The sequence below is a fragment of the Pseudomonas sp. Pdm06 genome (genome assembly GCF_014851795.1).
Classification (GTDB): domain Bacteria; phylum Pseudomonadota; class Gammaproteobacteria; order Pseudomonadales; family Pseudomonadaceae; genus Aquipseudomonas; species Aquipseudomonas fluorescens_AA.
Genome location: NZ_JACVAH010000005.1, coordinates 69312 through 88224, shown reverse-complemented (window position 1 = coordinate 88224; position 18913 = coordinate 69312). Strand labels below are relative to the sequence as shown.

General features: G+C 62.9%; 16 protein-coding genes. 10 read left to right on the top strand and 6 right to left on the bottom strand.

Annotation, left to right across the window (positions count from 1 at the left end; all coding sequences use genetic code 11):
- Complete coding sequence (gene argJ / locus IB266_RS10355) at positions 1 to 1218, bottom strand: bifunctional glutamate N-acetyltransferase/amino-acid acetyltransferase ArgJ (RefSeq protein WP_192261143.1); 1218 nt, start codon at positions 1216 to 1218, stop codon at positions 1 to 3.
- A gap of 123 nt (positions 1219 to 1341) precedes the next feature.
- Entirely contained in the window at positions 1342 to 4077 is a 2736-nt protein-coding gene (gene secA, locus IB266_RS10350) for a preprotein translocase subunit SecA (protein ID WP_192261142.1), read from the bottom strand.
- 307 nt (positions 4078 to 4384) lie between these two features.
- On the opposite strand from secA, the gene IB266_RS10345 reads away from it, so the two are divergent.
- Positions 4385 to 4840, top strand: a complete 456-nt coding sequence (locus IB266_RS10345) for a DUF721 domain-containing protein (protein WP_003205074.1) — start codon at positions 4385 to 4387, stop codon at positions 4838 to 4840.
- A gap of 136 nt (positions 4841 to 4976) precedes the next feature.
- Here IB266_RS10345 and IB266_RS10340 read toward each other — a convergent pair whose 3' ends face one another.
- A complete protein-coding gene (locus IB266_RS10340) occupies positions 4977 to 6467 on the bottom strand; it encodes a helicase HerA-like domain-containing protein (RefSeq protein WP_192261141.1) in 1491 nt (496 codons plus the stop codon).
- 329 nt (positions 6468 to 6796) lie between these two features.
- Here IB266_RS10340 and IB266_RS10335 point away from each other — a divergent pair, with 329 nt between their 5' ends.
- From IB266_RS10335 to IB266_RS10325, 3 genes are read left to right on the top strand one after another with little or no spacing between them, the layout of a single operon-like run.
- On the top strand, positions 6797 to 7888 hold the full coding sequence (locus IB266_RS10335) for a glycosyltransferase family 4 protein (RefSeq protein ID WP_192261140.1): 1092 nt from the start codon (positions 6797 to 6799) through the stop codon (positions 7886 to 7888).
- Positions 7889 to 7904: 16 nt separating this feature from the next.
- A complete protein-coding gene (locus tag IB266_RS10330) occupies positions 7905 to 8672 on the top strand; it encodes a DUF2334 domain-containing protein (RefSeq protein ID WP_192261139.1) in 768 nt (255 codons plus the stop codon).
- The gene (locus tag IB266_RS10325; RefSeq protein ID WP_192261138.1) at positions 8669 to 9664 is read left to right on the top strand and encodes a lysylphosphatidylglycerol synthase transmembrane domain-containing protein; all 996 of its coding nucleotides are present in this window, start codon (positions 8669 to 8671) and stop codon (positions 9662 to 9664) included. Before IB266_RS10330 ends, IB266_RS10325 begins: the two co-directional genes overlap by 4 nt.
- A gap of 4 nt (positions 9665 to 9668) precedes the next feature.
- On the opposite strand, the gene IB266_RS10320 is transcribed toward IB266_RS10325, so the two are convergent.
- A complete protein-coding gene (locus IB266_RS10320) occupies positions 9669 to 9842 on the bottom strand; it encodes a hypothetical protein (RefSeq protein ID WP_175459486.1) in 174 nt (57 codons plus the stop codon).
- A gap of 188 nt (positions 9843 to 10030) precedes the next feature.
- Complete coding sequence (purU, locus tag IB266_RS10315) at positions 10031 to 10879, bottom strand: formyltetrahydrofolate deformylase (protein ID WP_060740880.1); 849 nt, start codon at positions 10877 to 10879, stop codon at positions 10031 to 10033.
- Positions 10880 to 11183: 304 nt separating this feature from the next.
- Here purU and mvaT point away from each other — a divergent pair, with 304 nt between their 5' ends.
- Positions 11184 to 11561, top strand: coding sequence for a histone-like nucleoid-structuring protein MvaT (gene mvaT / locus IB266_RS10310; RefSeq protein ID WP_003205091.1), 378 nt, complete (start codon positions 11184 to 11186; stop codon positions 11559 to 11561).
- An 82-nt stretch (positions 11562 to 11643) separates the two neighbouring features.
- Here the strand turns inward: mvaT and sbcB are convergent, their stop codons facing one another.
- The gene (gene sbcB / locus IB266_RS10305) at positions 11644 to 13080 is read right to left on the bottom strand and encodes an exodeoxyribonuclease I (RefSeq protein WP_192261137.1); all 1437 of its coding nucleotides are present in this window, start codon (positions 13078 to 13080) and stop codon (positions 11644 to 11646) included.
- A 345-nt stretch (positions 13081 to 13425) separates the two neighbouring features.
- Here sbcB and IB266_RS10300 point away from each other — a divergent pair, with 345 nt between their 5' ends.
- From IB266_RS10300 to IB266_RS10280, 5 genes are read left to right on the top strand one after another with little or no spacing between them, the layout of a single operon-like run.
- On the top strand, positions 13426 to 14151 hold the full coding sequence (locus IB266_RS10300; RefSeq protein WP_192261136.1) for an RDD family protein: 726 nt from the start codon (positions 13426 to 13428) through the stop codon (positions 14149 to 14151).
- Entirely contained in the window at positions 14148 to 15122 is a 975-nt protein-coding gene (locus IB266_RS10295; protein ID WP_103311124.1) for a stage II sporulation protein M, read from the top strand. The genes IB266_RS10300 and IB266_RS10295 overlap by 4 nt, the downstream gene beginning before the upstream one ends.
- Positions 15109 to 16650 (top strand): DUF4129 domain-containing protein, encoded by a 1542-nt coding sequence (locus tag IB266_RS10290; RefSeq protein WP_192261135.1) that lies wholly within the window; start codon positions 15109 to 15111, stop codon positions 16648 to 16650. Before IB266_RS10295 ends, IB266_RS10290 begins: the two co-directional genes overlap by 14 nt.
- Positions 16647 to 17810, top strand: coding sequence for a DUF4350 domain-containing protein (locus IB266_RS10285; protein ID WP_192261134.1), 1164 nt, complete (start codon positions 16647 to 16649; stop codon positions 17808 to 17810). The genes IB266_RS10290 and IB266_RS10285 overlap by 4 nt, the downstream gene beginning before the upstream one ends.
- The gene (locus tag IB266_RS10280; RefSeq protein WP_092332372.1) at positions 17807 to 18811 is read left to right on the top strand and encodes an AAA family ATPase; all 1005 of its coding nucleotides are present in this window, start codon (positions 17807 to 17809) and stop codon (positions 18809 to 18811) included. Before IB266_RS10285 ends, IB266_RS10280 begins: the two co-directional genes overlap by 4 nt.
- The last annotated feature ends 102 nt before the right edge of the window (positions 18812 to 18913 follow it).

Below are 18913 nucleotides of genomic sequence, written 5' to 3'. Positions count from 1 at the left end.
TTAAGTCCGGTACTCAGCGTTGATCTTGACGTACTCGTGGGACAGGTCGGTGGTCCAGATGGTTTCGCTGCAGTCACCCCGTCCCAACTCGATACGGATGGTGATTTCTTCCTGCTGCATCACCGCCGCGCCCTGGGCTTCAGTGTAAGTGGCAGCACGAGCGCCTTGGCTGGCGATGCAGACTTCGCCGAGGAACACGTCGATCTTGCTCACGTCCAGCTCAGGCACGCCGGCCCGGCCCACGGCGGCGAGGATGCGACCCCAGTTCGGGTCGGAGGCGAACAGTGCAGTCTTGATCAGCGGCGAGTGAGCCACGGTATAGCCCACATCCAGGCACTCCTGGTGATTGCCCCCGCCATTGACCTGCACAGTCACGAACTTGGTCGCGCCTTCGCCGTCCCGGACGATGGCCTGGGCCACTTCCATGCACACGTCGAACACGGCCTGCTTCAGGGCCTCGAACAGCGGGCCGCTGGCCTCGGTGATCTGCGGCAGGTTGGCCTGGCCGGTGGCGATCAGCATGCAGCAGTCGTTGGTGGAGGTGTCGCCGTCGATGGTGATGCGGTTGAACGACTTGTTGGCCCCGTCGAGCATCAGGTCTTGCAGCACCTGGCGCGAGACCTTGGCGTCGGTGGCGATGTAGCCGAGCATGGTCGCCATGTTCGGCCGGATCATGCCAGCGCCTTTGCTGATGCCGGTGACGGTGATGGTCACGCCGTCATGCTCGAACTGGCGGCTCGCGCCCTTGGGCAGGGTGTCGGTGGTCATGATGCCGGTGGCGGCGGCGGCCCAGTTGTTTTCCGACAGGTCGTCGAGGGCGGCTTGCAGTGCGCCTTCGATCTTCTCGACCGGCAGCGGTTCGCCGATCACGCCGGTGGAATACGGCAGCACCTGGCTGGCGTCGACACCGGTCAATTCCGCCAGCTTGGCGCAGGTGCGCTCGGCGGCGGCCAGGCCTGGCGCGCCGGTGCCGGCGTTGGCATTACCGGTGTTGGTCAACAGGTAACGCACCGGCCCCTGCACGCGTTGCTTGGCCAGGATGACCGGCGCGGCGCAAAAGGCGTTGAGGGTGAACACACCCGCCACCGTCGAACCTTCGGCGCAACGCATGACCACGACGTCCTTGCGCCCGGGGCGCTTGATGCCCGCCGAGGCAATACCGAGTTCAAAACCGGCAACCGGGTGCAACGTGGGCAACGGACCAAGACCAACAGCCATGAATGCGCTCCTAATTCAGATGTATATCGACGCCATCCTCATTGGGATGGCGAATCAAAATGGCAAAACGCCGCGACGGATAGCATCCGGTCGCGGCGCGGGTGGTTCAGCGTTGAGACGGGTTTATTGGATCTGCCCGTGGCAATGCTTGTATTTCTTGCCCGAACCGCAATAGCACAGTTCGTTGCGGCCCAGCTTCTGCTCGTTGCGCACCGGTGCGGTCGCCAGGGCGACATCCACATCGACGCCCTCTTCGGCGACCACTTCCAGGCCAGGGGCTTCGGCGTGTTCGAACTGCATGCGCGCAGCCAGGGCTTCGGCCTCCTGACGCAGGCGGGCTTCTTCCTCGGCTGGGTCTTCGCGGCGAACCTGTACATGGGACAACACACGGATCGAGTCGCGCTTGATCGAATCGAGCAGCTCGGAGAACAGCGTGTAGGACTCGCGCTTGTACTCCTGCTTCGGGTTCTTCTGGGCGTAACCACGCAAATGGATACCGTGGCGCAGGTGATCCATGGTCGACAGGTGGTCTTTCCACAGATCGTCCAGTACCCGCAGCACAATCTGCTTCTCGAAGGAGCGCAGTGCCTCGGCGCCCGCCTGGTCTTCCTTCTCGTTGTAGGCAGCGATCAGTTCGGCCAGCAGTTTTTCGCGCAGGGTTTCTTCGTACAGGTGATCGTCTTCGTCGAGCCATTGCTGGATCGGCAATGCCACGCCGAAATCGCTCTGCAAGGCGGCTTCCAGGCCGGCGACGTCCCACTGTTCCGGCAGCGACTGCGGCGGGATGTGGGCGCTGACAGTGGCGTTGAGCACATCCTGGCGGAAATCGGCGATGGTTTCGCCAATGTTGTCGGCGGCCAACAAACTGTTACGCATGTGATAGATCACTTTACGCTGTTCGTTGTTGACGTCGTCGAACTCGAGCAATTGCTTGCGGATATCGAAGTTGCGGCCTTCGACCTTGCGCTGGGCCTTCTCGATGGCGTTGGTCACCATGCGGTGCTCGATCGCCTCGCCGGGCTGCATGCCCAGGGCCTTCATGAAGTTCTTCACCCGGTCAGAGGCGAAGATACGCATCAGGCTGTCTTCCAGGGACAGGTAGAAACGGCTGGAGCCGGCGTCGCCCTGGCGACCGGCACGGCCACGCAACTGGTTGTCGATACGACGGGATTCGTGACGTTCGGAAGCGATCACCTGCAAACCGCCGGACTCGAGCACCTGCTGGTGACGCTTCTGCCAGTCGGCCTTGATCTGCGCGATCTGCTCGGGGGTCGGGCCCTCCAGGCTGGCGACTTCCACTTCCCAGTTGCCGCCCAGCAGGATGTCGGTACCACGACCGGCCATGTTGGTGGCGATGGTCAGCGCACCCGGGCGACCGGCCTGGGCGATGATCTCGGCTTCCTTCTCGTGGAACTTGGCGTTGAGGACCTTGTGCTCGATGCCTTCCTTGTTGAGCAAGGCGGACATGTGCTCGGAGGTCTCGATGGTGGCGGTACCGACCAGGATCGGACGGCCCTGGGCCATGCCTTCCTTGATGTCGTTGATGATCGCCGCGTACTTCTCTTCGGCGGTCAGGAACACCAGGTCGTTGTAGTCCTTGCGGGCCAGCGGTTTGTTCGGCGGGATCACCACCACTTGCAGGCCGTAGATCTGGTGGAATTCGAACGCCTCGGTGTCGGCGGTACCGGTCATGCCGGACAGCTTGTTGTACAGGCGGAAGTAGTTCTGGAAGGTGGTCGAGGCCAGGGTCTGGCTCTCGGCCTGGATGTTCAGGCCTTCCTTGGCTTCGATGGCCTGGTGCAGGCCTTCGGACAGGCGACGACCCGGCATGGTACGGCCGGTGTGTTCGTCCACCAGCACGACCTGGCCATCCTGGACGATGTACTCGACGTTGCGATGGAACAGCTTGTGGGCACGCAGGCCGGCATAGACGTGGGTCAGCAGGCCCAGGTTATGGGCCGAGTAGAGGCTCTCGCCTTCGGCCAGCAAGCCGACGCGGGTGAGCATTTCCTCGATGAACTGGTGACCGGCTTCGTTGAGCTCGACCTGGCGGGTCTTCTCGTCGATGGTGTAGTGCCCGGGCTGGGTCACTTCGCCTTCGACTTCCTCGACGTGCAGCTTGAGCTGCGGGATCAGCTTGTTGATCTCGATGTACAGCTTGGAGCTGTCCTCGGCCTGACCGGAAATGATCAGCGGGGTACGGGCTTCGTCGATGAGGATGGAGTCGACTTCGTCGATCACGGCAAAGTTGAGTTCACGCTGGAATTTTTCTTCCATGCTGAACGCCATGTTGTCGCGCAGGTAGTCGAACCCGAATTCGTTGTTGGTGCCGTAGGTGATGTCGGCGGCATAGGCGGCGCGCTTCTCTTCCGGCAGCTGGAACGGCGTGACGACGCCGACGGTCAGGCCGAGGAATTCGTAGAGCGGGCGCATCCAGTTGGCGTCGCGGCGGGCCAGGTAGTCGTTGACCGTCACCACGTGCACGCCCTTGCCGGACAGTGCGTTGAGGTACACGCCCAGGGTCGCCACGAGGGTCTTGCCCTCACCGGTACGCATTTCGGCGATCTTGCCTTCGTGCAAGGTCATGCCGCCGATCAACTGAACGTCGAAGTGGCGCATGCCCATGATCCGCTTGCCGGCTTCACGGGCGACCGCAAAGGCTTCGGGCAGGAGCTGGTCAAGGGTTTCCCCCTTGGCGATGCGGTCCTTGAATTCGGCAGTCTTGGCGCGTAACTGATCGTCCGAAAGGGCCACCATTTGCTCTTCGAAGGCATTGACAGTCTGTACCGTCTTGAGCATGCGCTTGACTTCACGCTCGTTCTTGCTTCCAAAAAGTTTCTTTAACAAAGGCGCAAACATATCGGCAGGATCTTCCACACTAAAGGGATGGAGGGCGGCCCCATGAGTCGCCCGTGCAGCCCTCATGGCCGCATGCGAACGAGCATTCTACCCGGAAACGATGGAGAGGAAAGTGGCGTTATTCCACGATGCTGGCACAGCGCTGTGACGGGGCCACCCTAAAATAAGGGCTTTTGCGCGAACTTCAACCCACAAAGCGCAGAAGTTACTCACTGATTGTGTGGCCAAAAGCCGCTGGGCGAGAGGGTCGAGGCGCGTCCGGCGCTTTCTGCTACCATGGCGCCTCTGTCACTTGCGGTATTCATTCATGGCCTTCCGCCCTCTTCCAGCCAAGGCGCCCGCCGTTCTGCTGCGCGAAGCCAAGCCGCTGAAAGCCATCTTCGGCCACGCCAAACGCCTGGGCCACTTGCAGCGCCTGCTGGACAGCCAGTTGCAACCGGCCGCGCGCGAGCATTGCCACGTGGCGTCCTGGCGCGAAGGCAGCCTGCTGTTGATCGTCACCGACGGCCACTGGGCCACGCGCCTGCGCTACCAGCAAAAACGCCTGCTGCGCCAACTCCAGGCGTTCGAAGAATTCGCCAACCTGACGCGGATCCTGTTCAAAGTGCAGCCACCCACCGTCCAGGTCGGCGCCAAGGGCCATACGCTGGATCTGTCCACCGACGCCGCAGCAACCATCCAGGCCACCGCCGACGGCATCACCGATCCCAACCTGCGGGCGGCGCTGGAGCGATTGGCGGCACATGCGCGGCCCAAGGATTGAGATTTTCGGCGCCGGCTAGATAGCAATCGCGAGCAAGCTCGCTCCCACAGTGGATCTGCAGCGGCCACCTATTTCGTGTACGACACCAATCCTTGTGGGAGCGAGCTTGCTCGCGAAGAGGGCAACTCGGTCCCGACTACCGGCGCCGCTTGCTACCCCCCAGCAACGACCCCATCAACCCGCGCACCAGTTGCCGGCCCAGTTGATTGGCCGCCTGGCGCATCGCCGATTTGAGCGCCTGGCCGGCTGCCGTGCCGAGGAACTCGCCGGCCTTTTCGGTGAAGCTGGGTTCTTCGTCCGCGGACTTGCCCGGCACCGCTTCGGCCTGAGGCTCCAGCCCCTTGCGTCCCATCAGCACTTCGTAGGCCGATTCGCGATCAATGGGCTTGTCGTAGCGCCCTTGCAGCGACGAACTGGCGATCAACCCGGCGCGCTCGGCCTCGCTCAGCGGCCCGATGCGCGATTGCGGGGGCGCCACCAGCACGCGCTGGACCATTTCCGGCGTGCCTTTTTCCTGCAAGGTGCCCACCAGGGCTTCACCGATGCCCAGCTCGGTCAGCACCGCCAGGGCATCGAACTGCGGGTTGGGCCGGAAACCGTCGGCCACCGCCCGCAGGGATTTCTGTTCCTTGGCCGTGAAGGCCCGCAAGCCGTGCTGGATACGCAACCCTAACTGAGCGAGCACATCGTCCGGCAAGTCACCCGGCGACTGGGTCACGAAATACACCCCCACGCCCTTGGAACGGATCAGCCGCACCACTTGCTCCAGGCGCTCCTGCAAAGCCTTGGGCGTACCGGCAAAGAGCAAGTGCGCCTCATCGAAGAACAGCGCCAGCAGCGGCTTGTCCGCATCGCCGCGCTCGGGCAACTGTTCGAACAGCTCGGCCAGCAGCCACAGCAGGAACGTCGCGTAGACCTTCGGCGCTTCGTGGACCAGGCGACTGGCGTCGAGCAAGTGGATGCGGCCACGGCCATCACTGGCCGGTTGCAGGATGTCTTCGAGCTGCAACGCCGGCTCGCCGAACAACGCGTCCGCGCCCTGCTGTTCCAAAGTGGACAGGCGCCGCAGCAGCGCCTGACTGGAGCCGGTGGTCATCAGCGCCGCGTCGTCCCCCAGCAGCTCGGGGTTGTCCTTGAGATGATTGAGCAGCGCCTTCAGGTCCTTGAGGTCCAGCAGCAACAGGCCTTCACGGTCGGCCACCTTGAACGCGGCGTAGAGCGCCGACTGCTGGCTGTCCGTGAGTTCCAGCAGGCTGCCGATCAACAACGGGCCCATTTCACTCAGGGTGGTGCGCAGTGGATGCCCGGACTGGCCGTGGATATCCCACAAGGTCACCGGATAAGCCTGGGGCTTGTGGTTGAGCCAGGGCATGCCGGCGATGCGCTCGGCGATCTTGCCCTGGGGGTTGCCGGCAGCACCCAGGCCGCACAGGTCACCCTTGATATCCGCCGCGAACACCGCCACGCCGGCATCGCTGAACATTTCGGCCAGGCGCTGCAAGGTGACGGTCTTGCCGGTCCCGGTGGCACCCGCCACCAGGCCATGACGATTCGCCAGGCGCATGGCCTGGGCGATGGGCTGGCCGCTGAGGTCGGCACCGATAACGAGTTGCGATGAGTCAGGCATGTGGTCACCCGTGTGTTTGCGATATGACGCCATTTTGCACGCTTATATAAAAGCATGCCTGGCGCATTGAGGCCCTGGCAGCAGGAATAATAGCTGCGAACCTGGGCAGGCCCTATCGCGAGCAAGCTCGCTCCCACATGGGATCTGTGCCCCGCCCCAAATCTCTGTGGGAGCGAGCTTGCTCGCGATGAGGCCCTGTCAAACCCCGCAATACTCCACTGGCAGCGCACCCGCCCCACAACCCCAACCGAACATCTATTCTTCATAAAGGTCAACACAGGAGAACACAGACCGGAGGGACGTTCATCGTGCATATAGCGGACATAACCATGTTCTACGCCCCCGCCAGCGGAGGCGTGCGCACTTATCTGGATGCCAAGCACCGGCGCCTGGGCGATCGGCCCGGTATTCGCCACAGCCTGTTGATCCCCGGCGCGCATTTGAGCGAGCACGACGGAATCTACAAGGTGCCAGCCCCTGCACTGCCGTTCGGCAAGGGCTATCGCTTCCCCCTTCGCCTGGCGCCCTGGCGCAATGTCCTGCGCGATCTGCAACCGGATCTGATCGAGGTCGGCGATCCGTACCTCACCGCCTGGGCCGCATTGGATGCCCGCCGTCAGCTCGACGTGCCCGTCATCGGTTTCTATCACTCCGACCTGCCGCTGTTGGTGAGCAACCGCATGGGCAACTGGTTCACCCCCAATATCGAAGCCTATGTCAGCAAGTTGTACGGCAATTTCGACCGGGTCCTCGCTCCGAGCCAGGTCATGGCCGACAAGCTGACCGGGCTGGGGGTCAAGAACGTCTATGTACAACCCTTGGGCGTTGACCTGCAAACCTTCACCCCCGCCGCCCGCGACCCGGGACTGCGGGCCGAGCTGGGTATCGCCGAAGACACGCGCCTGCTGATTTTCGCCGGTCGCGGCTCCAAGGAAAAAAACCTGCCGGTGCTGCTCAAGTGCATGAAACGCCTGGGCGAGCGCTATCACCTGCTGTTGGTGGGCTCATCGATGCCCGCCGTGGTGCCGGACAACGTCACGGTGGTCGACGAATTCTGCCCGGCGCCGCAAGTCGCCCGGCTCATGGCCAGCGCCGATGCCCTGGTGCACGCCGGCGACCAGGAGACCTTCGGCCTGGTGATCCTCGAAGCCATGGCCAGCGGTATTCCCGTGGTGGCGGTGGCGGCCGGGGCTTTCACCGAAATCGTCCACGAGGACTGCGGCCTGCTGTGCACGCCCAACAATCCGCAGGCCATGGCCAATGCCGTGCGGCAACTGTTCAGCGAAGGCTGCCAACGCCGTGGCCTGATGGCGCGCCGGCATGTGGAGCGTCATTACGCCTGGGACACCGTGGTCAACAGCTTGCTGGGGCACTACTACGCCGTGCTCGGCGAACAAATGCCGTTGCTGGCCAATGGTTGAGGCGAGGACCGTGTCGATGAGCTCTTCGCCCAGCGTGCTCTTGGTGTTGCACGACGTGGCACCGCAAACCTGGCCTGACTACCAGCCCTTCGTCGAAGCCGTGGATGCCCTCGGCCAAGTGCCGATGACCTGGCTGGTGGTGCCGGACTTTCACCGTACCAATGCTTTGGAGGCTCACCCCGACTTTCGCCGCCTGCTCGACCGCCGGGTCGAGCGCGGCGACGAGCTGGTGCTGCATGGCTACTACCATTGCGACGACGGCCCTGTCGCCCGCCACCCCAAGGAGTGGTTCATGCGCCGGGTCTATACCCATGAGGGAGAGTTCTACAACCTGTCCGAAGCCGCCGCCCTCGCCCGCCTGCGCGCCGGGATCGACACCTTTGAGCGCTACCATTGGCCGCTGGAAGGTTTCGTCGCCCCGGCCTGGCTGATGAGCGAAGGCACGCGCCAGGCCTTGCGCCAGTTACCGCTGAGCTACACCAGTGACACCCAACACCTCTATCGCCTGCCCGACTTCAGCGTCATCGATGCGCCGGGCCTGGTCTGGAGTGCCCGCAGTGCCTGGCGCCGTGGCCTGTCGAAGGTCATCAGCGACCAGCGTGAACAGCGCTGGCGCCAGGCCCCGGTGATTCGCCTGGGCCTGCACCCGGTGGACATGCGCCACGGGTTTTCCCGGGACTATTGGCTGCGCACCCTCGAACGCCTGCTCAACGACGGTCGCGTGCCGATGACCAAGGTCGGCTGGCTGGCAACCCAGGGGCTGCGGGCCCGCAGCGCCGCATGAAACGGCTGATCTGGCTGGGCGCCGCCCTGCTCACGGCGCTGTTGGTGCCGCTGCTGGTCGGCGGCGGGGAAATGTGGTCGCGGGTGCAGCGCTTTCCCCTGTCCCTGCTGCTGACCATGCTCGGCATGATCGTGCTGTGCTGGGGCTTGAATTCCGTGCGCCTGCGCCTGCTGCTGGGTGAATACCGTGGGCGCATCGGCGGGTGGAAAAGCATGGGCGTGGTGATGTCCACCGAGTTCGCCATGTGCGCGACGCCCGGAGGCAGTGGCGGCCCGCTGACGCTGATGGCCCTGCTGGCGCGCAACGGTGTACGCCCGGCCCATGGCAGCGCGGTGTTCGCCATGGATCAACTGAGCGACTTGCTGTTCTTCCTCTGCGCCTTGGTGGGCATTCTGTTCTACGCGCTGTTCCAGAACCTCAGCCAGCGCCTGGAAGGGATGCTGGCGTTGAGCGCGATTTCATTGTTTGGCGGGCTGTTCGGCTGCGTGCTGGTGGCCCGTTATCACCGCCGGCTGATTCTGCTGGGCGCTCGTATGCTGCGGCACTTGCGGGTAAAGACCGCCACCCGCCGACGCTGGGGCCGCAAGATCCTGAACTTCCTCGCGGCCTTCACCGACACCTTGAAATTGCCACGACAGACACTGTTCCAGGTCTTCGGCCTGACCTGCCTGCATTGGGCGCTGCGCTACAGCGTGTTGTACCTGGCATTGAAGGGGCTGGGTGCGGACCTGCAATGGGCCTGGAGTTTCCTGATCCAGATGCTGTCCTTGAGCGCGGGGCAGTTCAGCCTGCTGCCGGGCGGTGCCGGAGCGGCCGAGCTGACTTCGGCGGCGCTGTTGGCCCCCATGGTGGGCAAGTCCACCGCAGCGGCGGCGATCCTGATCTGGCGGGCGGTGACCTATTACTTTTACCTGGTGGCCGGTGGGCCGGTGTTCTTCCTGATGGTCGGGCGGCCGTTGATCAAGAAGCTGATCAGGCTCAGGCAAGCCTGACCGGTCACGGCGTCTGTTCGGGCGCGTCCTGGGGATGCAATTGCTCCCACAATTGCGCGGCATCGGGAAACTCGGTGCCATCCTCCGGGCTCAACGCGTCGGGGTCATAGCGGCTGAGGCAGCCCTCGCCCAGGGTGGCTGGCGCCTTGGAGGTGGCTTTGTCCAATGGATCGGTCATGGCGCGTGCTCTCGTAAGAAGGTTGCCCGAATCATTGTGGCCAGAGATTGCTCCCGCTCGGCTGCGCCTGTAGGAGCTGACGAGCGAAGCGAGGCTGCGATCTTTCCCCTACCGCTTGAGTCTCAAGCGAAAGAGAAAAATCAAAGGATCGCAGCCTTCGGCAGCTCCTACAAGCGCCCAAAACCCAGTCAGAAGACCACGGTCTTGTTGCCGTGCACCAGCACCCGGTCTTCCAGGTGATAACGCAGGCCCCGGGCCAATACCATCTTCTCTACGTCACGGCCGAAACGCACCATGTCTTCGATGCTGTCGCTGTGGCTGACGCGCACCACGTCCTGCTCGATGATCGGGCCGGCATCCAGCTCTTCGGTCACGTAGTGACAGGTGGCGCCAATCAACTTCACACCGCGCATCGACGCCTGGTGGTACGGCTTGGCCCCGACGAACGACGGCAGGAAACTGTGGTGGATGTTGATGACCTTGTGGGCGTACTCGCTGCACAAGGCCGGCGGCAGGATCTGCATGTAGCGGGCCAATACCACCACCTCGGCGTCGTGCTGCTTGACCAGTCGCGAGACCTCGGCGAACGCCGGATGCTTGTCCTGCGGGTCGACCGGCACGTGGTAGTACGGGATGCCGTGCCATTCCACCATGCTGCGCAAGTCATCATGGTTGGAAATCACACAGGCGATGTCGCAATCGAGTTCATCGCTGTGCCAGCGGTGCAGCAGGTCAGCCAGGCAATGAGACTCGCGGCTTGCCATCAGCACCACGCGTTTTTTCTGCGCGGTGTCGGTGATACGCCAGTCCATCGAGAACTCTTCGGCAATGGGGGCGAACGCTTCACGAAAGGCTTCAATGCCGAAGGGCAGAGAGTCGGCACGAATCTCGTGACGCATGAAAAACCAACCGCTTTGATTGTCCGAGTGATGGCTCGCTTCGGTGATCCAGCCGTTATGGGACGCCAGAAAGTTACTGACTTTAGCAACGATGCCGACGCGGTCCGGGCAAGCAATCACCAGACGAAAAGTGCGCATTAGGGGAACTCCAGAACTTCGCAAAGGCGGCCATTCTAGCCATTGCGCGGCAAAACTGCAGTATCGATGACACGCCGCATCCTGGCCGGCAGCCCCAAGCCATGGCCGGCGAGGCCCGGGAAGGCAGATTATATGTGAACAGATGTGAAGACACTGTCGCGGTATTTAACTGCAACAGGCATTTTTGTGGCGCAGCACTAATTAATTAAATAAAACACCGGTTAAATGTTTACTTGATGAAACTGTCTGATTACTATTGCCGCACTGTCTCCTTGTCACCCGCGTCCTACATAAGGTAGTCCACATGTCCTTGATCAATGAATACCGCGCCACAGAAGAAGCCATCAAAGAACTGCAAGCTCGCCTGAAAAACCTGTCGCAAGACGACAAACTGCAAACCGAGCTTGAATTCGAAGGCAAACTGCGCACGCTGATGGGCGAGTACTCCAAGTCGCTGCGCGACATCATTGCCCTGCTGGATCCAGAAGCCAAGTCGAGCAAAGCGCCACGTGGCGCCGTGAAAACTACCGGCACCAAGCGCGCTCGCAAAGTTAAGCAATACAAGAACCCGCACAACGGCGAAGTCATCGAAACCAAAGGTGGCAACCACAAGACTCTGAAAGAGTGGAAAGCCAAGTGGGGCGGTGACGTGGTAGAAGGCTGGGCAACCCTGCTGGGCTAAGCCTCACCGCGGCGCAAGCTTCTTTGCGAACAAAAAAACGCCAGTGCTTACTGGCGTTTTTTATGCCTGTTATCTTTTCATTTCATTGCGATTCAAGGCTTAAACGTTTGCGCAATTGCTGGCTGTAGCCCTGCCACTCCACGAGTACTTCTCGCTGCATCGGCGTAGACAGGGCCAGCCACTCTCCCATCGCCTCGTCAAAACTTTGCAAGGTATTAGGTGCTCCCCATTCCGGGGCGGACAGACGTTGTTGACAGAAAATTCTCCAGCGCCCCTGCTCTTCGGGATTCAAGGTGTCTGGAAAGTTGCGTGCACGATATCGGAACAATAGTTCCGGCAGACGCTCATCATCGAAAGGCCATTGCGCTTGCGCCAATTGCGCCGGGTCCGCCATACGCACTTGTTCACATAAACGCCGATCGCGATCACCCAAGAAGCCCGCGTATAACTGTTGCTCGGGATCCTCGCTGGCGGTGAAATCCTCGCGGCCATAAATAGCCTGAAGTTTATCCTGCCAAACTTTCTGTGCGTCAGTTAGCCGCAATGCGCGCTGTTGGTAGCCCTCCATGTCCAGTTCCAGCCGCTGCTGGTCCTCGACGCGCAGCACCGACAACGGCGCGACCACCGGGCATTTGTTGATATGGATAAGCTTGAGCGGCACCGGCAACTCACCTTCGAGCAGTTCTTCACGGCGGGTATACAAACGCTGGCGTAGGGTTTCGGCGTCATGGTCCAACAGGCCCTGGGGGTCCAGGTGCAGGTCGCAGACAATCAGGGCGTTGCGGTTTTTCGGGTGCCAGGCCAACGGCAATACCACGCCGATGTAGTTGCGCGCCACCGAGAAGCGACCGGAAATATGCACCATCGGCTGCAGCAGGCGGATCTGGTCCATCACCTTCTGCTTGCTGCGCAACTGGAACAGCCAGTCGTAGAGCCGCGGCTGCTGCTGACGGACCAGGCGGGCCAGGGCGATGGTCGCGCGCACATCCGACAACGCATCGTGGGCCTGGCCATGATCGATGCCATTGGCGGCGGTCAGGCGTTCGAGCTTGAGGCTGACGCGACCGTCCTCCTGCGGCCAGACAATGCCTTGCGGGCGCAGCGCATAGGCCGCGCGCACCAGGTCGATCAAGTCCCAGCGACTGTTGCCGCCCTGCCATTCCCGCGCGTACGGGTCGAAGAAATTCCGATAGAGGCTGTAGCGGGTCATTTCATCGTCGAAACGCAGGGTGTTGTAGCCGGCGCCACAGGTACCGGGCGCGGCCAAGTGCCCGTGGACACGGGTCATGAAATCGGCTTCGCTCAAGCCTTTCTCGGCCAGGCATGTCGGGGTGATGCCGGTAATCGCACAGGCCGCCGGATGCGGCAGGATGTCATCGCTGGGCTGGCAATACAGATTCACCGGTTCGTCGATTTCATTGAGCTCGAAATCGGTACGGATACCCGCCACCTGCAAGGGCCGGTCGCAACGCGGGTTGATGCCGGTGGTTTCGTAGTCGTACCAGAAGATGGAAGTCACGGGCTGTTCCTGAACTGAAGACTGGCGAAGTCTAGGCGCTCGAACCCGCCCTGGGCCAGCGGTGGTGTAACTTTTGAATTTCTTCACAAAATCCATGTACACCACAGACCTTATGTGGGAGCCGAGCTTGCTCGCGATGACGGCGGCACGTTCAACATCGATGCAACCAGACCCACCGCAATCGCGAGCAAGCTCGGCTCCCACAGGGATTTGGGTGAGCACACAAATCCATGAACATGGCTGATCCATCAAATGACCTGCACGGCCATATCGTTTGCCTACACAAAGGCTGCTAGCATCGCAGCCCATAGACCCTTCGAACCGGCCCCACCACTCAGGTTGCCCATGCTCGAGACACCAGCACTGCAAAGGAACGCGACGCTGCCCGCGCCCCTGGACACGCGTTACCAGGTGGAAACGCCGGAGGGCATCGACCTGCCACTGCGCCCGGCGGGGCTGATGCCCCGTGCAATCGCCTTCGCCATCGACTTGGGCATACGCGGCTTGGTCCTGGGTGTTTTTTTCCTGGTCCTGGCGTTTTTCGGCGAGCTGGGGCTCGGCCTGGGGTCCATCCTGCTGTTTGTCGTCAGTTGGTGGTACATGGTGCTGTTCGAGGTACTCAACCAGGGGCGCTCTCCCGGCAAGCAGATCATGGGGCTGCGCGTGGTGCAGGACGATGGCCGGCCCATCGGCTGGTCGGCGTCGTTGATCCGTAACCTGCTGCGTTTCGTCGACATGCTGCCCTTCGGCTACACCTTCGGGGCCATCTGCTGCCTGCAGCATCCGGCGTTCAAGCGCCTGGGCGATCTCGCGGCCGGTACGCTGGTGGTGTATCGCGAACAACCGGTCAAACGCCCCGCATTGCCCATGGCCCCGCCGATACGCACGCCTTTCACCCTGAACCTGCATGAGCAACGCGCCGTGCTGGGCTTCGCTGAACGCCAGGCAGAACTGTCCCAGGCGCGGGTCAACGAACTGGCCGCGATCCTGGCCACGCCACTGAACGTCCAGGTGCCGAACGCCACCGCCGAACTCAATGGCATCGCCCGCGGCCTGCTGGGGCCGACATGAAGCAAAGCCTGTTCGAAAGCCGCCACCAAGGAGAATGGGAGCAACTGGCCCAGCAACTCGATCAATTGGAGCGCAGCCGCAACGTGCCCCAGAGCGGTGACTTCCCTGCCGCCTACCGCCGGCTTTGCCATCACCTGGCATTGGCCCAGGCTCGGGGCTACAGCAGCTTGCTGGTCGACACCCTGCAACAACTGGCGCTGCGCGGTCACCAGCAACTCTACCGGGATCGCAGCCGACCATCGGCCAGCCTTTCGGCCTTTATCCTGGTCGGTTTCCCTCGACTGGTGCGTGAGCAATGGCGCTTCGTGCTGGCCGCCAGCCTGATGTTCCTGGGCAGTCTGGTCGGCATCGGGCTACTGGTCTATCTGTTCCCGGAACTGGTCTACAGCGTGCTGGGCGCCGACGAAATCAGCCAGATCCGCAGCATGTATGACCCGGCCTCCGGGCACCTGGGGCGCTCGGTCGAACGGGCCGCCAGCGAAGACTGGGTCATGTTCGGTTACTACATCATGCACAACATCGGCATTGCCTTTCAGACGTTCGCCAGTGGCTTGATGTTTGGGCTGGGGAGCGCGTTCTTCCTGTTTTTCAATGGCCTGACCATTGGCGCGGTGGCCGGGCACCTGACGCAGATCGGCTCGGGCACAACGTTCTGGTCGTTCGTGATCGGCCACGGCGCTTTCGAACTCACCGCCATCGCCCTGGCCGGAGCCGCGGGCCTGCAACTGGGCTGGGCGTTGATCGCCCCGGGACGCCTGACCCGTGGCGAGGCCTTGCGGCTCGCGGCGGGTAAAAGCGTGCTGATGATCGGCGGCGTGATGCTGTTCCTGCTCATCGCCGCGTTCATCGAGGCCTACTGGTCTTCCAGCGCGGTAACGCCCGCCACCAAATACACCGTGGGCGCCTTGTTGTGGCTGTTGGTCATCAGCTATCTGTCGCTTGCCGGACGGGCCCGCCATGCGCCTGAGTGATGCCACCGTCGTCATCCGCCCACGCACCACCTGGGAAGCCATGGACCTTGGCGTGTTGATGAGCCAGCAGCATCGACGCTTGCTGATGACCAGTTGGGCGATCATCACACTGCCGGTGTACCTGTTGCTGACCCTGCTGCTGTGGGACTCACCGTCCCTGGTGGTGATGCTGTTCTGGTGGTTGAAACCGGCCTTCGACCGTCTGCCGCTGTACATCCTGTCCAAGGCGCTGTTTGGCGAGACCCCCACCTTGCGACAGGCCTTGCGCCAATGGCCGGCGCTGCTCAAGCCCCAGTTGCTGGCCAGCCTGACCTGGCGCCGACTGAGCCTGAGCCGCAGCTTCCTGCTGCCGGTGGTGCAACTCGAAGGGCTCGCCGGTGGGGCGCGGGAGCAACGCATACGGGTATTGCTGCAACGCAACCGCGGCGCGGCGCAATGGTTGACCATCATCGGCATGCACCTGGAAACCGCCCTGTGGTTCGGCCTGATGGCCCTGTTCTATCTGTTCGTGCCGCAACAAGTCGAACTGCAATGGGACTGGGAGACGCTGGTGTCAGCGGCCGATCAAAACTGGTTGTGGTTCGAACACCTGGTCAACTTCCTCTACCCGCTGCTGCTGATCTTGTGGGAGCCGGTGTACGTCGCCTGCGGCTTCAGCCTCTACCTGAATCGGCGCACGATCCTCGAAGCGTGGGACATCGAACTGGTGTTCCGGCGCCTGCGCCAGCGCCTGACCGGCGTGGCCCCGGCATTGTTGCTGCTGGCCCTGGTGATGCTGCCGCTGGCGCCCCCGGTGTGGGCCGACGAGGAGCCCAACGCCCCCGACAGCCCGCGCCTGCTCAACCAGCCCCTCACCAGCGAAGCCTCCCGGGACGGCATCAAGGCGATCCTCGACGCCCCGCCGTTCAAGAACCCGCAGACCGTCACCCGTTATCGTTTCGGCGAAGAAACCGCCGAACCCAGCGACGAGACCGAGGCCAAACCGAGCTGGCTCAAGGCCCTGTTCAAATGGCTCGGCGGCCAACGCTTCGACATCGCCGCCGCGCTGATCCAGGTCGCGCTCTGGGCCTGCCTGGTGGGTGCGATCGTCTGGCTGGCCTGGCACTACCGGGAACGCCTCAAAGCCCTGGTCAATCGGCGACCGACGCAACGCCTGCCCGTGGAACGAGCGGCACCGGCACACATGTTCGGCCTGGATATTCGTGAAGAAAGCCTGCCGACCGACGTCGCCGCCAGCGTCGAACAGCTGTGGGCCACGCAACCCCGTGAAGCCTTGGGCCTGCTGTACCGGGCACTGCTCAGCCGATTGCACCATGATTTCAAGATCCCCTTGAAACCGTCCGACACCGAAGGCCAGGTGCTGCAACGCGTCGAACAGCTTGAGCAGGACAACCTGCTGGGCTTCAGCAAAAGCCTGACCCTGCATTGGCAAAACATTGCCTATGGGCATCGCCCGCCGCCGCTCCACCTGCAACAGGAACTGTGTGACGGCTGGCGCGGGTTGTTCGGGCCGGGAGCGTCTCGATGAGCCGGCACGCGGGGTGGCTGATCGGCGCCGTACTGGCCGCCGTGGTGTGCGCATTCGGTTTTTATCTCTACACCCAGGCCGTGCCCTATGAAGAGGTCGTCGAGCACGGCCCCTCTCCAGAAGTACAGGCCAACCCTTACCTGGCCGCCGAACTGTTCCTGCGCCAGCGGGGGATCAACGTCGAGCACGCCAACAGCCTGGAGGTGCTGCCCACCCTGGAGCCACGCCAGCACAGCCTGCTGTTGCTGGGCGAGCGCACCCACATGACGCCACGGGAAGTCGAACAGTTGATGAACTGGACCCGGGCCGGCGGACGCCTGGTTTTTGTGGCCGAAGCCTTGTGGGACAAGAGCACCGGCAGCAGCGGCGACCTGCTGCTCGACCGCGTGCGCCTGCGCCAACTGCTGAGCGAAGACCTCAAGGAGCCCGCGCCCGAACTGATCAAGGACCGTTACCCGGAACTGACCAAGCTCTACCTGGAAGACGAAGAAGCGCCAGCGTATGCCGGTTTCGACACCGACTTCCACCTCGAAGACCCGCACAACCTGGCCCAGGCCTGGGCCAACAGCGCGTTGTCGACCCACATGATGCAATTGAACCTCGGCCTCGGCTCGATCACCGTGATCACCGACGCCGAGCTGTGGAAGAACGACGCCATCGACCAGTACGACAACGCCTGGCTGCTCTGGTATTTGAGCGCCGACACGGACGTCACCCTGCTGTTCAACACCGACCACGACACCTTGCTGACCCTGTTGCTGCGCTATTTCCCCCAGGCGCTGGTGGCACTGCTGGCCTTGGTTGCCCTGTGGTTCTGGCGTTCGGCGGTGCGCCACGGCCCGCTGCAACCACCGGCCTCCCAGGCCCGGCGCCAACTGGAAGAACACGTACAGGCCAGCGCCGGTTTCCACCTGCGCCACAACGGCCAGCAGCACCTGTTGCACGCCTTGCAACAAGACGTGCTGCGCCGGGCCCGCCATCTTCACCCAGGCTTCGAACAACTGGCCGTCGCCGAACAATGGCAAGTACTCGCCCGCCTGACCCGGCAACCCACGCGGGCCATCAGCCAGGCCTTGAGCCCACGACCGAAACAGCGTATGTCCAGCGCAGAGTTCTGCCGCCAGGTCGCCCATTTGCAAACCCTCAGGAATGCCTTATGACTGAACAGAACGAACCTACCGACGGCCAGGCCCACGCCGCCCAACAGCGCCAGCGCGCCAGTCAGTTGGCCCAGGCGATCCGCACCGAGCTGCGCAAGGCGGTGGTCGGCCAGGCCAGCGTGATCGACGATGTGCTCACGGCACTGATCGCCGGCGGCCACGTGCTGCTCGAAGGCGTTCCCGGGCTGGGCAAGACGTTGCTGGTGCGCGCCTTGGCTCGCTGTTTCAACGGCGAGTTCGCGCGCATCCAGTTCACCCCCGACCTGATGCCCAGCGACGTCACCGGGCACGCTGTGTACGACTTGCAGACCGAGCAGTTCAAGCTGCGCAAGGGCCCGGTGTTCACCAACCTGTTGCTGGCCGACGAGATCAACCGCGCACCGGCCAAGACCCAGGCCGCGCTGCTCGAAGCCATGCAGGAACGCCAGGTCACACTTGAAGGCCGCGCCCTGCCCATCAGCCAGCCGTTCATGGTGCTGGCCACCCAGAACCCCATCGAACAGGAAGGCACCTACCCGCTGCCGGAAGCCGAGCTCGACCGCTTCATGCTCAAGGTGCGCATGGACTACCCGGACGCCGACCAGGAGCTGGACATGGTGCGCCAGGTCAGCCGCTCGACCCGTGCCGACATGCTCGACGTGCAACCGCTGCGCATGGTGCTGCAAGCCAAGGACGTGCAAGCGTTGCAACGCATCGCCAGCGACCTGCCGATGGACGACCAGGTGCTCGACTACGCCGTGCGCCTGGCCCGCACCACCCGCAGTTGGCCGGGCTTGACCCTCGGCGCCGGGCCCCGTGCTTCAATTGCGCTGGTCCGTTGCGCCCGGGCCCGGGCGTTGTTGCGCGGCGGCGAGTTCGTGGTGCCGGACGACATCAAGGGCTGCGCCCTGGCCGTACTGCGCCATCGGGTACGGCTGGCGCCGGAACTGGACATCGAAGGGCTGTCGGTAGACCAGGTGCTGGGGCAACTGCTCGATCAAGTGCCGGCGCCGCGGTTGTGAATGCGCATTTCGTGATGGAGAGACTCATTGTGGCGAGGGGATTTATGTGGGAGCAAGGCTTGCCCGCGATGGAGGCGACGCGACCTCGCAGAAATCGAGGCG

Bases quoted from the DNA above. Each gene is read 5' to 3' on its own strand.
- argJ (WP_192261143.1), bottom strand. From the start codon at position 1,218: ATGGCTGTTGGTCTTGGTCCGTTGCCCACGTTGCACCCGGTTGCCGGT.
- secA (WP_192261142.1), bottom strand. From the start codon at position 4,077: ATGTTTGCGCCTTTGTTAAAGAAACTTTTTGGAAGCAAGAACGAGCGT.
- IB266_RS10345 (WP_003205074.1), top strand. From the start codon at position 4,385: ATGGCCTTCCGCCCTCTTCCAGCCAAGGCGCCCGCCGTTCTGCTGCGC.
- IB266_RS10340 (WP_192261141.1), bottom strand. From the start codon at position 6,467: ATGCCTGACTCATCGCAACTCGTTATCGGTGCCGACCTCAGCGGCCAG.
- IB266_RS10335 (WP_192261140.1), top strand. From the start codon at position 6,797: ATGTTCTACGCCCCCGCCAGCGGAGGCGTGCGCACTTATCTGGATGCC.
- IB266_RS10330 (WP_192261139.1), top strand. From the start codon at position 7,905: ATGAGCTCTTCGCCCAGCGTGCTCTTGGTGTTGCACGACGTGGCACCG.
- IB266_RS10325 (WP_192261138.1), top strand. From the start codon at position 8,669: ATGAAACGGCTGATCTGGCTGGGCGCCGCCCTGCTCACGGCGCTGTTG.
- IB266_RS10320 (WP_175459486.1), bottom strand. From the start codon at position 9,842: ATGACCGATCCATTGGACAAAGCCACCTCCAAGGCGCCAGCCACCCTG.
- purU (WP_060740880.1), bottom strand. From the start codon at position 10,879: ATGCGCACTTTTCGTCTGGTGATTGCTTGCCCGGACCGCGTCGGCATC.
- mvaT (WP_003205091.1), top strand. From the start codon at position 11,184: ATGTCCTTGATCAATGAATACCGCGCCACAGAAGAAGCCATCAAAGAA.
- IB266_RS10300 (WP_192261136.1), top strand. From the start codon at position 13,426: ATGCTCGAGACACCAGCACTGCAAAGGAACGCGACGCTGCCCGCGCCC.
- IB266_RS10295 (WP_103311124.1), top strand. From the start codon at position 14,148: ATGAAGCAAAGCCTGTTCGAAAGCCGCCACCAAGGAGAATGGGAGCAA.
- IB266_RS10290 (WP_192261135.1), top strand. From the start codon at position 15,109: ATGCGCCTGAGTGATGCCACCGTCGTCATCCGCCCACGCACCACCTGG.
- IB266_RS10285 (WP_192261134.1), top strand. From the start codon at position 16,647: ATGAGCCGGCACGCGGGGTGGCTGATCGGCGCCGTACTGGCCGCCGTG.
- IB266_RS10280 (WP_092332372.1), top strand. From the start codon at position 17,807: ATGACTGAACAGAACGAACCTACCGACGGCCAGGCCCACGCCGCCCAA.